The 17953-nt window shown below is 42.8% G+C and carries 13 protein-coding genes; 1 reads left to right on the top strand and 12 read right to left on the bottom strand.

From position 1 onward, the window contains the following. Nucleotides 1–11: 11 nt before the first annotated feature. Entirely contained in the window at nucleotides 12–1415 is a 1404-nt protein-coding gene (locus G5B00_RS15980; RefSeq protein ID WP_163877765.1) for a polysaccharide lyase 6 family protein, read from the bottom strand. A 50-nt stretch (nucleotides 1416–1465) separates the two neighbouring features. Next, nucleotides 1466–2896, bottom strand: a complete 1431-nt coding sequence (locus tag G5B00_RS15975) for a right-handed parallel beta-helix repeat-containing protein (protein WP_163877762.1) — start codon at nucleotides 2894–2896, stop codon at nucleotides 1466–1468. 224 nt (nucleotides 2897–3120) lie between these two features. Between G5B00_RS15975 and G5B00_RS15970 the strand changes: the two genes are divergently transcribed. Further along, the gene (locus tag G5B00_RS15970; RefSeq protein WP_163877759.1) at nucleotides 3121–4518 is read left to right on the top strand and encodes a polysaccharide lyase 6 family protein; all 1398 of its coding nucleotides are present in this window, start codon (nucleotides 3121–3123) and stop codon (nucleotides 4516–4518) included. A gap of 14 nt (nucleotides 4519–4532) precedes the next feature. Here G5B00_RS15970 and G5B00_RS15965 read toward each other — a convergent pair whose 3' ends face one another. From G5B00_RS15965 to G5B00_RS15920, 10 genes are all read right to left on the bottom strand, one after another. After that, nucleotides 4533–5555: a carbon-nitrogen hydrolase family protein gene (locus G5B00_RS15965; protein ID WP_163877756.1), complete on the bottom strand. Its 1023-nt coding sequence runs from the start codon at nucleotides 5553–5555 to the stop codon at nucleotides 4533–4535. Nucleotides 5556–5748: 193 nt separating this feature from the next. Next, nucleotides 5749–7227 carry a PQQ-dependent sugar dehydrogenase gene (locus tag G5B00_RS15960; protein ID WP_163877754.1) on the bottom strand — a complete coding sequence of 493 codons (1479 nt, stop codon included), beginning with the start codon at nucleotides 7225–7227 and terminating at the stop codon, nucleotides 5749–5751. 11 nt (nucleotides 7228–7238) lie between these two features. After that, the gene (locus G5B00_RS15955) at nucleotides 7239–8354 is read right to left on the bottom strand and encodes a plastocyanin/azurin family copper-binding protein (RefSeq protein WP_163877751.1); all 1116 of its coding nucleotides are present in this window, start codon (nucleotides 8352–8354) and stop codon (nucleotides 7239–7241) included. Nucleotides 8355–8361: 7 nt separating this feature from the next. Further along, complete coding sequence (locus G5B00_RS15950; RefSeq protein WP_240894539.1) at nucleotides 8362–9654, bottom strand: enolase C-terminal domain-like protein; 1293 nt, start codon at nucleotides 9652–9654, stop codon at nucleotides 8362–8364. Between the two features lie 138 nt (nucleotides 9655–9792). Beyond that, a complete protein-coding gene (locus G5B00_RS15945) occupies nucleotides 9793–11142 on the bottom strand; it encodes an acetylxylan esterase (protein WP_163877748.1) in 1350 nt (449 codons plus the stop codon). Between the two features lie 41 nt (nucleotides 11143–11183). After that, a complete protein-coding gene (locus G5B00_RS15940; RefSeq protein ID WP_240894537.1) occupies nucleotides 11184–12500 on the bottom strand; it encodes an acetylxylan esterase in 1317 nt (438 codons plus the stop codon). An 83-nt stretch (nucleotides 12501–12583) separates the two neighbouring features. Then, the gene (locus tag G5B00_RS15935) at nucleotides 12584–13306 is read right to left on the bottom strand and encodes a DUF6250 domain-containing protein (protein ID WP_163877745.1); all 723 of its coding nucleotides are present in this window, start codon (nucleotides 13304–13306) and stop codon (nucleotides 12584–12586) included. Between the two features lie 244 nt (nucleotides 13307–13550). Next, nucleotides 13551–15530: a hypothetical protein gene (locus tag G5B00_RS15930; protein WP_163877742.1), complete on the bottom strand. Its 1980-nt coding sequence runs from the start codon at nucleotides 15528–15530 to the stop codon at nucleotides 13551–13553. Nucleotides 15531–15650: 120 nt separating this feature from the next. Further along, a complete protein-coding gene (locus G5B00_RS15925; RefSeq protein ID WP_163877739.1) occupies nucleotides 15651–16625 on the bottom strand; it encodes a hypothetical protein in 975 nt (324 codons plus the stop codon). 52 nt (nucleotides 16626–16677) lie between these two features. Further along, nucleotides 16678–17925 carry a right-handed parallel beta-helix repeat-containing protein gene (locus G5B00_RS15920; RefSeq protein WP_163877736.1) on the bottom strand — a complete coding sequence of 416 codons (1248 nt, stop codon included), beginning with the start codon at nucleotides 17923–17925 and terminating at the stop codon, nucleotides 16678–16680. Nucleotides 17926–17953 lie beyond the last annotated feature (28 nt).

Raw genomic sequence — 17953 nt, 5'->3', positions numbered from 1 at the left:
ATATAAGCGAGTTAGTGATTCACATAAGGTATATCTTCGATTCCCAATTCCGACCATCTCCCCTTGATCCAGGATGGCCCCACATCGGTTCTTTTTAGCGGACTCTCGACGATATTTCCTTTAAGGGAACTCCCGACCGGATAGATATAGCGCCCATTTGACACCATTAATCCGGGATTCTCATATTTCACGCCGGTCTGCTTTACAAGCAAGCCATTATAAATTATATTTCCTTGATAAGTTGTATGCACAGACTCATCCATTACCTTGATGAGCGGATACATTTCATTAATGCCGACAATAACGTTGTTCTTGATACTTGAATTTAAGAGTGGCATCGTCTGCTTCTTTTCCGGTTTATATAAATCTCCAACGACTAAATTCAGCTCATTATCTATCATCGTATTTCCCGCAACGGTAATATTTTTTGCCTGCAGATAGCCGTGCAGGGGAGAATCCTCCAGCCCCTCAATAATTCCAATGGCAGGTCTTGATCCTCTCAATCCCTGGATATAATTATTTTTGATAACATGATTTTCTCCCGTAAGCCGTATTCCCCCTGTACGGGCCACCCGATCGCCAAAGATAAAATTTCCTTCTACCAGATTATTATTGCCATGACGCAGGCTGATGCTACTTTGCGATCGAACGACGGTATTAGACCGTATGATATTCCGACCGGATTTGATAGAAAGCAACTCCCCTTCCCCGTTGCAATTCTCGAATAGATTATATTCGATCGTAGTATACGAATCAGACAGCGAGGTGTTGCTTGCTCCGACTCCAATAGCCTCGGCGCCATTCTTCCCGAGCAGTGGCACATCCTTAAAATAATTGTGATCAATCTGATGGCGGTTTTCCGCATCGGTAGGCCGCCATATCGTCATAATTCGCCCGGGGCTTGTCTTGCCGTGAAAAAAGCAATGGTCTACCCGATTATACATACCGAACAGATTGACCCATACATCTGATTTGCCATCAGCAGGCCTATTAAATTCGGATACGACAATATTGGTAATCCGACTGTGGTTGGCAGGTTGGCGTTTCTCATCCCTAAAACGGATCAGGTAACCCGACGTTGTTCCTCCATCTTTGAAATGCAGGCCATCGACAATCAAATATTCCCCCGATAATAAAAGAGAAGAATTTCCAGAGATAATCACTTTCCCCAACGTTTGCGCCTTTAAGGTAATGGGCTTATCTTTTGTACCATTGCCTTTCGCCCGAATATTAATATCTTTCCACGTGCCGTCCTGCATGACGATAACATCTCCGGGCGAAGCATTTGCGAAAGCAGCCTGGAGCTCTTCTGCGGATCTCACCAGCTTCTCCGTCGAAGACTGTGCCAACACACATATAGTCGATATCAGGATCAACAACATGGACAGCAGGAATTTCTTTTCTCGGTTTTTCATGAATTGTTATTTAAAAATTAATCGATTCCAATAAAAACTTGATCCGGGTATTATTCAATAATCGCACCTGTAGCTTTATTTTTTATCCTCCCGCTCTTACCGTTATCTACACGGTTACCGCGAACCACGGTGTCAGGGCATGCTCCGGTGACTAAAATCCCGGACAACATTCTTGGAATTTGCCGATTTTCCGTCACCATACATGCGCTTACCATAACTCCAGCACTATTATTTATATGAATCCCCTGAAACTTCGGGTCGGTAATCTGATTATTGTTGATGGTGATATGACGGCTATTATTGATCGTTAATGCTCCTCCTGCTTGCTCGTTTCCGGCTTCCGCCCCTTCTAGAATATTACTGCTGAAAATGATATTGCGGGAATTAGCAATGGAGACCCCGCCCACCGCCGTGGAATCGGTGGCACTATAATAATCTTCATTTCGGTCCATCACATTATTACCCACAACGATGTTCTCGCTGTTTTCGATCACAATATTACGGTTAAAGCCACGTATAAAACTATTTCCTGTAATGTTGATACCCCGCGTCTGCTGGAGGTGGATATTAATATCCTGCGCACTGATATGATTCCCGGTAATACTCCATAGACCAATCTTGCGCGGATTACCTTCCTGCCCGATGAAACGGATATTCGCCCCATTCGGACTATAGATAGCTTGTATGGTATTTCCGGAGATAGTCCCTTCCCGGACACTGCTTCCCGGTTTGCTGCAATCTATCCATATGTCTGCAGAAACTATACCTTCAGGATCACAGTTGTACTCGATATCATTGCCCGTGATCTGAAAATTTCTGATATTACCTCCGGCTACTTTAATTCCACCTTGCTTACAATAACTGATGTGACTATTGCTGATAATGAATTGATGGATGTTGACCTGATCTAGAAAGATCCCGATACCACTTGCATTATAGATATGACAATCCGCGATAATGATATTTCTATTTCTTGAAACTAAATGAACACCAGTGCGAACATCCCGAATGAGCAGTCCTCTTACTGTCGGTTGCATGGTGTTTCGAAATTCCAACCCATCGGCATCTTTATGTGCGCCGATAATTTCCAGATCATAAATTGTGGGCATTCTCTCTTTCTCCCAAACGATCGGCTTGACCGTAGACGGAAGGGCTGACCCCTCATGTGATCCGATAAATCGAAAAGCAGGCCCTTCGCCCGTCATAATCACACTCCCTGTCCCTCCTGCACCGGAAATACTTAAGGGCCCCGTCTCACCGAGCTTGACCTCAATGGTTCTGCTTATCTTATACAGACCCTTTGTAAATTCCACATGCCCGTCAACAGCACCGCTGATCGCGGCGATAATCGCATTTGTATCATCTGCCTTTCCATCACCTTTGGCACCGAAATCTTTGACGTCTATTGCCATGCTTGGGGAGGTCACTGTACAGAAGAGCGCACAGATCAGAATAATGAAACGAAATTTAAATTCAAACATACATCAATATTTGGGTCCTATTTTATCATAATTATTATCGTTAACCGGTCTGCATCTTCATCTCGGTAACGATACCGAAATACTAAAGTAGTAACTTATTTCTAAGTTTCCAAGTAATATTGCCGGCAGTTTAAAATATATTTTCAGGCAATACAATATTTGTTACTTTTACCAACGAATAAGATGTATTTAAAAATATTCCACATTTTTTATAATAAAACAATATGAGCAGCTTACATTATATAACACGATTACTGTCTGTATTTGTGATATTTATAACATTGACATCATCTAGTCCGCGTCGCCTTGTTTCAAGCGAGCATTTTGTAACCAATGAAGCGGAGCTTGTTGATGCGATCGGTAAGTCCGTTCCGGGAGACATAATAATTATGAAAAACGGGATATGGAACAACATTGATATTGTATTTAAAAGCCGAGGAGCAGAAAACAAACCAATCACTTTAAAGGCCGAAACAGCAGGACAGGTTATCATCTCGGGAGCATCTTCATTACGCCTTGCAGGAGAGTATCTCATAGTGGAGGGGCTTCATTTCAAAAACGGACATTCCTCACGGAATTTTCATCTCATTGAGTTCCGAGATGGAAAAACGCATGCGAATCACTGCCGCATTACCAATATTGCGATATCGAAATTTAACAAAGAAAGCGGAACCGATGTCTGGATAGGATTGTATGGGAAGCATAACCAAGTAGACCACAGCTTGTTTGAGGGGAAAGTCAGCAGAAGTGTACTTATGATTGTCTGGCGCCCGACGGATGATGCCAATCACCATCGCATAGATCATAATCATTTCAAAGATATGCCAAGCATTGGCCTGGGTGGAGCTATAGCCATTCGCATAGGAGATGGCACGAATGCTTCATCTTCTTCTGCCACAGTTGTTGAATCAAATATCTTCGAAAATATGCTGGGGATAGGCAAAATCATCAACATTAAATCAAGCGGAAACATCATTCGCGGCAATACATTTATCAAAGCTTCGGGAAGCATCACGATAAGGCATGGCAACAATAATTTAATAGAGGGCAATTATATCTTTCCGGGATTGCGTGACAACTATACGGGAGGAATTCTAGTTATCGGAGAGAATCATATCATCCGCAACAACTATATACAGGGAACCCGAAGAAGAGGCAAGCCTGCCATTACTTTATATCAGGGCGACGCGAATAATTATCCCGGAAAAGGGAGCTATTATCCCACCAAAAATATTTTGATTGCTAACAATACGCTTATTGATAATGATAAAAATATATGTATCGGCCAGAAAGGTCAGGTAGCTGGCATGCCCGATGTAGAGATGGCTATACCCGTTGAAAATATTACCTACAAACAAAATGTGATTATCGGAAATACCAGTACCACCCCACTGATCGAGGTCTTAGAAGCACCCAAAGGAGAAATTATTTATGAGGGTAATCTGTTTTTTAACGGGAATGTAGAAGGCCTTAAGAACATACCTGGAATATCCATAGAAGATCCGCTATTGACACTTGGATCAGATAGCGCCTATCACTACAATACAGGTAGCCCGCTCAAGAACAATCTATTGGCTCCGCCATTGCAAAAGAATGAAGTCGGGCCAACCTGGATCAATTGACGGTATTTATCTTCCTAAAGTTCATTTTGTTTTTTAACGAGCTGCGACCGCTTGAAATAATCATCCACGGTTTCGATACCAAACTCTTTTAACATCTCTGCTATACCGATGCTTTCATTTTCGCTGGTCACAAGCAATACACCGAGCTCTCCGGGATCTTTGATCTGTACGGTGCTGCCGTATTTTTTCTTCAGATCTTTCAGTTTCCCCCGGTGATAATCAAGGTGTACGATTCTGTAGTCGAGATTTATATCGGCAACAGCATAATTAAAATAATTTGTCGAGCTGGCAACAACCTCTCCCAACGGATTTCTGACTTGGGAGTGCGCCCCCCGGCCACTGATCGCCCCGACGAAAAATGCCCGACAGGTATAGGCCCATACGCTCTGCACAAACCCGCCGTGATAGGCGGAAGGGAAGACGATCACATCCGGATCCAAGGCTGCGTACTGCTCCCTTAACTCGTCAAAGTTCAGGTCATAGCAGATGGCGATAGCTAGCTTCCCGAAGTCACAATCAAAAATCGGCACACGTGTGCCGGGTCTGATTCCTGCCTCCATTTCTTTGATAGTGGGGTAGTTCTTGTCATACATACCGACTGTTTCCCCGTTACGCCCCAGCAGCACACCGGTATTTCGCAATAGCCCTTTCTCGTCATAGCGGTTCATACTATAAACCAGATAAGAACCTGTTGATTTCGCTACAGAGGCAAAGAAATCAAGAACCTGGTTTCTGCGGACTTTGATGTATTCGTCTTTTTCCGCACGTGTCAGTCCCCATGGGAAATCGGCATTCTCAGGCACGACGATCAGGTCAGGCTTATCGTGAATGACCTGGTCCAGCTGCTGTTTCCAAAATGCAATCATCTGTTGGACCATCTTTTGGTATCCTGCGCTTTTGTCCAGTGTGGGTGCCCTCTCACCAATGGTAGCCACCCGTATCCGGTTGGCGGCATTGGCCGTATCCAAAAGACCTGTACCACACAAAAGAACACACAGCAGCACTGGTATAATCCCTCTTTTTAGTTGTTGTTCCATTTTTAAGTCTCCTTTCATCCAGTTACTTTATCCGTCGTGCATGATTTCGTTCCGACTAAATGGTCACAAGCTACACTTCGTTAACCGATCCGCTGGCTAGCGGAGAGCTCTCCGCAGGAAAACTTGCGACAGGATATGCTTTCAAGTTACACGTACTGCCCTACGGATAGTACGTGTAGCTTGGAACGTTTTTTTATCTAGCCTTTTTGACCGTATACGCCACTATTTTATTAGTCAATGTATCTTGCTGACCCTTGGCAAGCAGCGTGTCTATAGTGATTTCATAAATAGACCCTTCGTTTACCTCGTCCAGCTGCAAAGACAGTGTAGTGTTTCCAGCCTTCGGCTTAAATCCTTTCACCACGACCTCCTGCTCATCGACTCTGTCCGAACCGTATTTGGCGTGGTAATGATAGTGATACTTTTTGATCTTCAGCCATGATGAAAGGTCCGTTCCTTTCGGGACAGAAAAACCTTTTGTAAAGGTCAGATCAAAACCATCTTTATCGAGTTTGATATCCTTTACATCAAACGGGACTTTATTGGTAGCAGTTATTTTTTGTATTCCTCTGTCACCTAACCATCCATGATCCGATTGGCCCACCCACAGACTTCCGTCGGGAGCAATAGCCAGACGGTTGTTGCCTTTTCTCAATCCCTGTCCGTCGATAAAAGGTGTCACGGCTCCCTGTACGACACCGTTGACCTCCTCGAGCATGACCCGGACCAAACGTTCTGTATTCATTTCCCCAACGATCAACTGCCCTTTAAAATGATCCATATGCATACCCTCTCTGATCACAAGGGGTTGCGTTGGCGAATTGGCAATAACATTGTGTGGGAAAATTACGGTCGGTTTTTCCCTTAGATTGTTCAACGAATCGACAGGCCACTCAAAAGGATTGCCGTTGTGCCAGTTTTTATCCCAAACCAGACTCGCCGGATGACCGTAAAAACCTCCTTCCTCTACATGATACAAGTGGCTTGAACCCACCCAGTCACCCTGGTTGTCAGTCACCAACAAACGGTTATGGTCATCGATGAGCAGACCATTAGGCGAACGGAATCCCGAAGCAAATGGCACGACCTCTCCCTGAGGAGTGATCTTTATCACCCACCCTCTATAAGGTACCACGGAAAACATAGCTCTACCCTGCCCTTTGCCATCCATGTTCAACTCTCCCCGTACTTCTTCTGCTATCCCTCCGCCGGACGACGAGGAATTGAGCGCGATATATAGATTCCCTTGCTTGTCCTTCACAGGTCCGTATGTAAATTCATGATAGTTTCCGGTCATGCCAAAACCATCATACACCGTCTCGTAGGAATCTGCCAGCCCGTCGCCGTCTGTGTCCTTTATACGTGTCAGCTCCGGGAGCTGCATGACCAACAGTTCATTTTCGTCGACCACCAACATTCCTAAAGGTTCTTGCAAACCGGTGGCAAACAATTTCCATTCCTTTTTTTGAGGATCAAAGATCATGATCTCACCACGCATAAAGGCAGCCACCAATCTGCCGTCCGGCAAAAATTCCAAAGCGGCTACTTCGGCTGTAAGTCCCTCTGGCATAGGGATAGTTTCGATTATATACGATTCCGGCGCTTCTTTTCGCGTAGATTGACATAAAGCCAGCGAGAATACCAGGCTGGACAACAAAATTAAACTTTTCATCTATACAAAACTTAATTCGACATACGTACTTCGACAGCAAATTGCTTCCCTGCCTGAGCACTCAATTCCAAAATATCTGTAGACAATTCTTTTCCTTCATAGTAATAGCGTACCGCATCGGTTGGCGTGTAGGCAAAACGGACCTGATCTTTCAGCTGTGGGATTCGGAAAGAACGGACAACACCTCCTCCGTTCTTCAGTTCTTTTATCAGTTCGAACACGTCTACGCCATTGATGACATAATGAAATTCCGGATATCCACCATCCACTATTTTATAACCTTTGAACCGAGGCTTCTCCTGCGCAACATCTCCTATTCCCAGGACAGCCCTCTTGTCCTCCCTGTAAAACACATCGCCCAAAATCACTGAGCGCGCATCCTTGTGCCCTTTCCAAATAGCCGTATTATCCAAAAAATCACCTTGCCATGCGAATCTCAATTTGCATACCCCGGCATCCCAGCAGTACGAAAGTTGAGCCGGTAAGTGCACAGCAATAGCTGCAGGGCCAGCCCCTTCGACATACGTCCGATACAGATAGGGTGCCTTTAACGCATAAGGGTGGGACTGATGGTGGGCGTGATCGTGTCCTGCTTCTGCCTTTTGTCTATTCGGAGGAATATTATTGTCCTTTTCGATAGGTGGCATCTTACCTGTTGAGTTGACATACATAGCCCCATACATCACAAAACCATGTCCGGGCAGCGTACACACGTATGGATACACACCTTCTTCCTTAGGCGCTATAAAAGTCAACACCTCGGACTGACCATCATGAAGAGTGACTGTATGCCATAGCACGTCATCGCCTTTTGGCACATAGTTTTGTTTCGGCCCTTCAGCACCTAGAGCCAGGGCCTTACTCACCACCCCTTCCCGCTTCCCGGGCTTGACGATAAGAAAATTATGATCCATATCGTCCGTATTCTTAAATTTTAGCTTGACCTGTTGCCCCGGTTTTACATGAAACCTCGGCAGGCTAAACTGCAAACCGGGCAGCACGGTCATATCTATTTCCAAAGCCTTCTGCTGCGCCATGGGAGCCTTAGGAAGCAGCAATACACTTACAAAAACCAGGATGGCACACCATCTCAAAGGTTTTATCGACAAATCAAAGTACATATTCATTTTTTTATTAGCGTTTAAAAAGATTCTTATAATATTCCGATACAGAAAAAATTCCACCACCACATTCATAAAAGCGGGTTCCCAACTCAAATACTCCGTTTGAAACTTCTGTCCACTTTTCACCAAAGTGCGGATGCCGGGCTTTCATGATGTCCCAGTTCACATAGTTCATATCTCCATTCGTCTCCATAAGTCCCATACCGATGCCCGGAAAAGGCGGAAGTGCCGCGGCAATATTTTTATTCCAGTCTATCAATATAGGGTTTACGGTGAGGTCGGCACATAAACAGGGAATAGCGTGCTCGTATGCTATCTTTGCGATCTTCAATGTTTCGCTCAATGTCTTGGCTATACCTTTAAGTACAAAGGCTTTATAACCCTGGGAAATTTTTCGATAAGCATCTCCCTCACTATGTACACACTCATCTGCTGCAATCAGTATCCCCAGATCCGACACATCCTCATTGTTCTCTTCCACAAAAGGCTCCTCATAAAGTACGATCTGAGGGAAAGCGCCGATTTCCTTCGCATGGTCCAGGTATCGTTTAAGCAAAGCCTTATTCGGATATCTTCCGTTAGCATCCATTGTATAATACACCTTCCCATTGACGGTTTGAGAGGTTCTCACATCTTTCAAGATACGATGAACCTCTGTCAGCCTTTCTATATCCTTTTGCAGCATCTCCTCGTCATCACCAGGAAAACCCGTTTTTACCTTAAATACAAAATACCCATCTTCAGCCGCTTTTTTGATGTATTCCAACGGCATATCATACGATATCTGGTACATTACCGCAATTTTATCATTCTTATGGGACAAACATTCGCGATAAATCTTGGGAAGCATTTCGTAAAACGTAGACACTCCATTTTCCTGCGCATAGAGCAACCACAAGGCATTGTCTACGCTCAACAGTGCATTATAGATAAAGTTGACATTCAGCTGTTCTATAGCTGTTATCTGTTTCGCCGTTTCATACAATTCAGGTACGATCTGATCCAAAAACTGTATAGGGTCGTCAAATTTACGGTTCATGATTTGCTGTAGGGCCTTATTGGTCACGGTATACATCAATGCATTGCCTCCCGCCTCGGAGGTAGAAGCAAACACATTCGCATCGCCATACAACACACTTTGCGTGGCCATACCGATAGCTTCAAACCCTCCTTTACTTTTGATCTGGACAATGTTTTGCCAAAGCTCGGTTAGATACCCCCCCTTAAAACCGAAATGATACCTTAACTTTTCCCGTTCAAAATCAGAGTCTACTGAAATAATTTCTACACCTTCACTCATCATATTATATTGTTTCGATTTATACTGATTTAATTATTTTTTAAAAAAAATTAACGTTATATATGAAAAATAAATCTAATACTATTCTTTATATCGCTCAATCTCGGCGTTCAGATATTTCAAAAAAGAGTTGCAGATAGCCTACTTTCGCAAATTCTGCTTAAGCCAACTATATGTCCTTTTTCTTTGTTCAGGATAAATCTTATGCTCCCCTTCGGGTATAATATACAACTGTTTAGGCGCTGTCATGATATTGTAGGCCACAAAACAAGTTGTCGGCGGAGTCGTCGCATCATTAAATCCCCAAGATAGATAGGCAGGCACGTTGATATCTTTGGCAAAATTGACCACATCATAATACGACAATGTCTTCATGACCTGTTCTTTGTTGTCTTGATACAACTCAGGTTTGGCAAAGAAATGTGGCCATCCTCCAGCCCTGTTATTGAGGTATCCCGTAAAATCACACATGGCAGGGCAAAGGGCTACCATAAAATTTATACGTTTTTCCAATGAGGTCGTGATAATCGACAATGCACCTCCCTGACTAGAGCCCCATCCTCCGATATGTTTTCCATCAAACTGCGGCAGTGAATAGATAAGATCTACAGATCGCACACAGCCCAATATCACATTTTTATAATAAAACGAATCCCGATCGGAAGTACCTTTATACTGATATCCTTTCAATTCATTATTCTGTAAATCAACATAATAAGACCGATCATGTATAACCGGTCTCCCATGTATATAAAGATCAAGGGTTATAAATCCATCTTCGGCCGTTTTCGGATCGCCCGATAAGGGTGCCCATCCTGCTCCCGGAAAACGGATAATAGCCGGGTATTTGCCTTCTTTTTTGGGAATACATAGGACACCATAAAACTTTTTGACACCATCATTGAAAAACTCGTATTCTGCTTGATACACATCTACCACATCATTGCTTCTCCCAGCGATAGGTGTAAGCTTTGAATTCAGTGGTACATTCTTCGATTTTTTGATTGCATCCGACCAGAAGCTGTGGAAATCCGAAGGAGTGACTGCACTAGGTTTGATAGCTTCAGGTTCAAAAGCGGCCGTGGCCACAGATTTGTATATTTTACTTTTTACACGCACCCGTACATCACATCTTAAAAACCCGGGCTCGTTCATAACCTCTCCTTCCAATTGTCCATATCCATTCGCTATAGACACCTTTCCTTTGCGTGTAGGTTCCATTTTTTCAGGACCAATCATATAGGTCATATCTGCCTTCTCGACGGGCTGTCCATCCACAAACAATTTTATCTTGAATATAGGTTTTTCACCTGTCTTATATATCCAGTCCTTTTTATCGGGCAATACAGAAAATTCTACACCATCTGTAGTGACGGTCTTGGGATCTTCCACATCTATGCCGGCAACAGCCTGTTGCGCTAATATTGGTGAAGAAGAAAAAAGTAGCCCCGTAAACAGCATTACAGGAAATAAAAGATGTTTGAAGTTCATTTTACTGATTTTTAGTTTTAATGTGATGTATATTTTTTTCACTATTGCTTTTTCAGCAGTTTACCCTGCAGCCAACTTGTTCGTTTTGCGATTTGTGCCCTGCTATACCAATGTCCGGCAATTTTTTCGATAAATAGTTCTTTAGGTGCCCCAATGGAATTGTAGACAGAAAACATCGTCGTAGGTGGAGTTGTCTCATCGTTAAATCCCCAACTGTATAAGCCCGGTACACGAATATGTTTGGCAAAATTCACCGCATCATAATACTGCAGACTATGGATAGCATTTGGTGTACGAAACCGCTCATTCTTAAACATATGTGGCCAACCACCGGCCCTACCATGTATATAACCCGTTAAATCGGACAAGGCCGGTGCGTAAGCCGCAAGATATTTTATCCTACTATCCAATGCGGTCGTAACCAGTGTCAGTGCCCCTCCTTGACTCCCTCCCATGGCCGCGATATTCTCCCCGTCAAACTGCGGTAAGGTATAAATAAAATCAATAGCCCGTACACATCCTAAATAGACCCGCTTAAAATAGTATGTATCCCTATCGTTCATCCCTTCTACCCTATATCTTTTGAAAGTAGTATTGGCCAATTTTTTATACTCACTTTCTTCCATATTCAACGGAATACCATGAATCCCGATCTGTAAAGTAATAATGCCCTCTTTAGCCATATTTGGATACCCTTTGATCTTATGTATCCCTGCTCCGGGAGGATTGAAGATGGCCGGATAGCGCCCGGGAGCCTTAGGGACACACAAGATACCGTATATCCTGCTTCCGGGCTTATAGTTTTGGAATGATATTTCATAGATATCCACCTCATCAGTCGACCGATCTTTCAATAATGTCATCTGGGGATCCAACGGTATTTTGCGGTTGTCTGCTATGGCCTTTTCCCAAAAGGACATAAAATCACTAGGCAGCGTGACGGTGGGCTGTATAGCATAGGGATCAAATGCTGCCGTAATGACTTCTCTATACTTTTTCTCTCCGTATTCCATATGGACCACGCATCTCAAAAAACCAGACTGATCCATCGTTCCTGCCGAGATCTTAAAACGTCCATCTGTTGTCATCAGGCTATCCCGGATAATCGGAGGCAACATTTCGGGACCGATTTCATATATGATCTTTATCTGATCCACGGTCTGCCCCTTATATTTCACCGTACCGGAGACAAAAGCCTCCTCTCCCGGCTTGTATATCCAATTGTCATGATCCAAAGAGAGTCCACTTGTCAAGTCCTGCGGCTTAGGCTGTGATTGAGCGTGGAGAAAGTACAAACAGCATGCCATCGTGAGGTAGACAGATTTGAAACTATATTTTAATACGTGCTTAATATTCATACTATAATGTATCTGCTTTGATTGATGTGTCCGTTAAACGAATTGACGGAGTGACCTTGATGGATAAAGATTTGATATCATCTCTACAAAATGACCCCTATTTCTATATTATCCCATGAAGCATGGGTATTCCAGGTTCTTAACCCGAACTTTCCACCTTTTAATGGTTCTGGATCCTGCTTATCATGTACCTTTAGATTGTTTAAGTAATAGCGTAGCCTTCCTTGCAGCACCGTATACACCACTTCATAACGTTGGTTTTCGACAGCATGCGTCTCACTATCACTCAACAATCTGAAACCCGGATCCTTTCTGAGCCGGCTGTGTTTGAATGTCAACGTCGCTATATAGTTCGTAAATTGATGGTATTGGGAATAGGCTCCCGTACGTCCGCTTTCCTCTCCGATCTTTAAAGGTGTTCCATCATTTTCACAAGCATGTGAAATATGATTGAAATTCAATTTGTTATCCGCCATACCTTTTTCGGATCGGGTTGTATATCTAATGATAATATTCGGTGGAAATTCCTTTTTATACCATAATGTTGACCCGATACCGTAATCGGTTATAAAAAGTTTTCCATCCTTGATTTCCATATCCGCTTTTGTGGCTTCTAAGACCCAATTTTTCAACCTTTCATCGGAAGCAAAATCTTCTTTCAATAGCCATTTGACACGATAGGTATCCCCTGCGACCGTCAAGGTGTCTATCCTTGGCGAATCAAGCGCGCGGTATAAATTTTTATTTGTATCGCAGGCACAAAAGAATATTAAACCGAAAAGGGTCACATATAGTTTTGTTTGCATTTTATTTCAATTCTATAAGAATTCCTTCTATTAGGACTTCCGCAGTTTTCAAATGGCCAAACTCTCAACTTTGCCATTAAAGATATAAAAAAGTAACGTTAAGCTTCGGAAGTGTCTAAAAAGTCGTCATGTTGAGCGAAGTCGAACACATCTCATTCTAGTAAAGCATTCACTATGAACGAGATCCTTCGACATGCTCAGGATGACGAACTGGAAATTTAGGACTTTTTAGACAGCCTACTACTTATTTACGCAGTATATCCAAACGATACAGCTCTTTACCAGATCTATAGTACAATTCCTTATCCAGACCGAGAATAACATCTGCTCCTGATTTTTGGAAAGATTTAGCCTCTAGTGTCTGGGGATCTAAGGCAATGAGTCTGCCTTGCAAAGATCCGTATATCATTCCATTTGGATGGACAACAAAAGAGTCCGGTCTCCACAGGAAAGAGTCCCTACTGTCATCAAAAATGTGTTTGGTCAATACAACTTCCTTCTTCTTTACATCAAATTTGAACAATGTGCCTCCTGCATACCCCCAAACTAAACCATCTGGACCATTGATCAGGATTGTAATCGCTTTGGCACCTGCTACGGGAACGATTTCAACTATTTTTTGTTTTTTCACGGGATCCCACACAAACAGTTTGGCTTCCTTGTCTATGGGCTGACCGCCTAAACCACCCCATATCGAACATCCTCCGATCAACATATTATCCTGATACGCCAATGTGATTACTGATTGATTGTCCACAACGCTCACCTGATTGACGATTTGGTCCGTAGCTCCGTCAATCTCTATCAACTTTCCTCCATTTTTTCCATAATCCGGCACTGTACCAAAAAACACTTTGTTTAAGCTTGGAACCGCCAGCGCCCCAAAGGGTCGGTCTTGACCTTCAGAAGTTCCTATCAATTTCGGATTCTTTTGTTTGATATTCCATTCCGAAGAAGTGTCGTACACATGAAATCTGCATTTAGGATAGTTACCAAAATATATTTTGGATCCTAATTTCGTAGCACTCTCTGTCTGAGATAGACCTTTGTACACCGTAGGTTCATTTTTGTTTATATCAAATGCCGCATTATTACCGCTCAAATATCCCCCCGACCAGATTCTCTTGTCCGGTCCCATATCAATATAGGTCAAAGCGATAGGCTGAGGTGGCACTTTTAAGGAGTAGGATTCCTTTTTTGCTGACCCCGGGTCGAACACTACGATTTGCTGATATGTATTTAAAAAGACAAGCTGACCTTTTTCATTCCATGCAGAGGCTCGGGGACTTCCCCTAAAGTCGGCTATTTCTACCGGTACGGGGTTTGGAAAATCATAATCCAACAGCATCAACTTACCATTCCGCACATAATACACCTTTTGTGAATGTGGATCTTTAATAACAGTTTTTACGTTAAAGGTGGGCAACTCATCTTCGTAAACCTTTTTCGTGATATTGTAAACCAATATATTTTTGGCCGTCCCACCCGTCACATTGAGATAAATCCTGTCACCCGATTTTAGCCCTTTGACATGGCCTATGTCATAGACAAATTTTGATGAGCTATATTGGACCGGCAATATATTTGTTTTAGACTTGGACTTCACGTCAAGTTCTATCAGATGTGCATGTGCACCGATACCTGCATATATCTTCTGTTCGGCATGACTGTAGGCCAATCCTCTTACATAGTTTTCACCTTCCATCAAAGGGCCGTTTCCAAAATCCGTAATACCTTCGTCCGGATGGTATCTAAAGACACGGCAATTGGGGTACGTAGCCCCATATATTTCTCCATTTTCTCCGGCGGCCAAATCCCATAAATAATTTTCCGTTCCCAACACTTTCCCTAGATTTTCTACCTTGCCCGAGCCGGGGACATGTTTGTATAAAAGCCCTCCCGCACCACCGGCAATATAGATCACATCTGTCGAACTGACCTCCACATCCCATGATCCATCCACTTTTGGCAAAGGCAAATCTGCCTCCAGCTGGCGGGTAGCTACGTCAAAAGCAACCAGATGTGCAGGAGTACCCCTCGTAACTGTATAGATCAACAGGTTACCGTTGGGCCCCTTGGCAAAGATGCTCCCTTGCAGCGATACATCGGTCAACTGTGGGCCTAAATTGGTAATCTTAAAATTTTCTTTAGGCATTACTGCCAGTTCTTGTGCCGAAATCGAAAAGGCAAAAAGGGATAACAGTAATAGATTGATTTTTCTCATTGAATATTTTTTTAAAGAAGGCACACGCAACCTGCCTACCTATCAGTAGGCAGGCGTGTGCCATGCTCATGCACACATCACGCCTGTACTTAACATATTAAAAAAAACAAACTGCTCTATTTATTTCGCGAGATGGATCACTTTAAGATTGTTGATCGTTAAAGATGCTGAACTGTCGTATATAAATTTTCCTTCTGCATTTTTTTCACCCGAATGAGCCCCTTCACGCGACATAATGCTGAAAGCTTCCAAATCCTTTGTGTACCCGATAGATTTGTCCTGTGGCGAATAGTTACGCGCCATAGACTGCAATGTTGCTCCTTTTTGCTCATTATTTATATATACATGATAAGCTTCTGCCGGTAAACTTTTAGTCTCTCCATTGAAAGTATAGGATTGCGGTTTGTCCGAATTATTAAAGAATAAATCTATCTTAGCTTCTTTCCCGTTGGTCAATAAGGATGCAGGTACACTTTGCCATCCCCATTTCTTTTCGTCACCGCTATTATACCTCACTTGCAATCCATAAGGACCGCCGGCCTTTGTCTTCCTAAGCCTAAATAAAGTGTAAATGCTGTTGTCACTCGTCGTGTACCCGGTGATGGGAGGCGCTCCCTTGCCAGTGATGCTACTGTTTTTACTGGCCCCCACGACGAAATACCAAATCGCTTGATTGTTTTCTGCCGTACTATTTGGCGTAAGCGTGAAATGTACGCTCATTACTTTTGATTTAGCAGCAAAGTCCTTCGCTACAAACTTAGCCGCTGCCGGTGCAAGCCCTTTACCACTTGAATGGCCCAATGTCAAACCAGAATTTGCACCATTGGCATTCAGTGCAAATGAACTTTTTCCCTGCCCTGTCTCTTCATTTGTTATGATCTTGACCTCACCTGAAGGAGGCTTAGGCAAAAAATCCTGTTGGGCAGGAGTAGACGTTTTTTCTAGTCCTTTTCCTTCACTCGTTACCGTACCGCTACCTGTAAAACTATATTCCCAGGTAACATTCTTCAAATTTCCGGTCTCTGCCCATTGCGCTTTTGACTCTATGGTCGTCAGACCAAAAACTATTGACAAAAATAATGTGATTTTTTTCATATCATTAAGTTTTAAGTAGTTATCATTTTTTAATTTAATTATTTCCTATACACTATTTATTTACCAAATATTTCTGTTCGTTCTTTTCCCAATCAAAAGGAGAATCACTTTGTCTGACTATCTCATAGATATCTCCAAATCCTTTCCATCCTTTGGAAGTAGCTCCATATGCGGGAAAACTACCGACGGCAACCTTATTTGTAATTTTGCCCGAAAATCGATTGTTATATACGCGGATCAGGTCTGGATATATACCAAAATTGTCCTTAAGAATTTTCTTTTTATCCGAAGGAGAGCCTTCAGAAAGCATTTTTCCTTCTTTTTCGGTCAATAGATAATTAAAGCCCGGTCTATCAAACCCATAATGATGAAGTGCTATCGCATTTCGGATGACATTGTCCCCATTATTGATAAAGTCATTGTCTGTGAATGCATAATTGGAGGCAAAACTTTCCGTTCTTTTTTTGTTGAAGTTGGGCATAGAAATAAAAGGGTAAGAAGGGAAATCCTTATTCCGTACAAATTTTGATCCTTTGACCACACAAAAGTCTGTACTATCCCTAAACCGGACATAGTCTCCTGTACAGTCTTCGAAGTGACTATCCAAGACATAGATATGGGAGGGGTTATACGCATTGTAAATATGGTGCGAATGACTGTCTATTCCCACTCGTTTGAATGTACAGTTTTTGTAGGTCACGTAGCGTGTTCCGGCTTGATGAACACCTGTAGTACCATAGACTATTCCTCTCATATCCAACCAGGTACAATCACTTACGATTATATTTTTGGTTTCTTGTCCTTTGGTAGAACGTATCCTCAGCGCATATCCTAGTTTACCATTGCCCGTAAAAGATAAATTTTTAATAAGAATATGCTGTGAGTCGACAACATCTACCATCACTCCTTTCATTTTATCCGGGTTGCCGGATACAACGGCTTCAAAAATAGTGCGATCAGCAACACCTGAGATAGTCAATTGGTTTTTCTCATTGCCTATACCTTGTAAGGTAAGCGGCTTTTGGGTATATGCCCTGCTGTAATTGCCCGGCAAAAAGATGACTTCTACCGGTTTCTTTTGTAGGTGTACGTTGACACTATTCCAAAACGTTCCGTTCAAAAAATCTGCGGCATTGGCTTCATCCTTTCCTGTACCTGTCCCGATTTGTTTAAAAGAAACATACAACAATACTTTTTCTTGGATATCTGCTACAGTTACTATAGACTCCTTATTTTTACCATACAACATACAGGTACCCATCATCACCAAGAATAAACTCCAAATTTTCACTTTCTTCATAGTTTTTATATTAATATATTTTTAAGTT

The sequence above is a fragment of the Parapedobacter sp. SGR-10 genome (genome assembly GCF_011030405.1).
Taxonomy (GTDB): Bacteria; Bacteroidota; Bacteroidia; order Sphingobacteriales; family Sphingobacteriaceae; genus Sphingobacterium.
The sequence above is the reverse complement of the archived record's forward strand: the minus strand, read 5'-3'. Positions and strand labels throughout refer to the sequence as shown.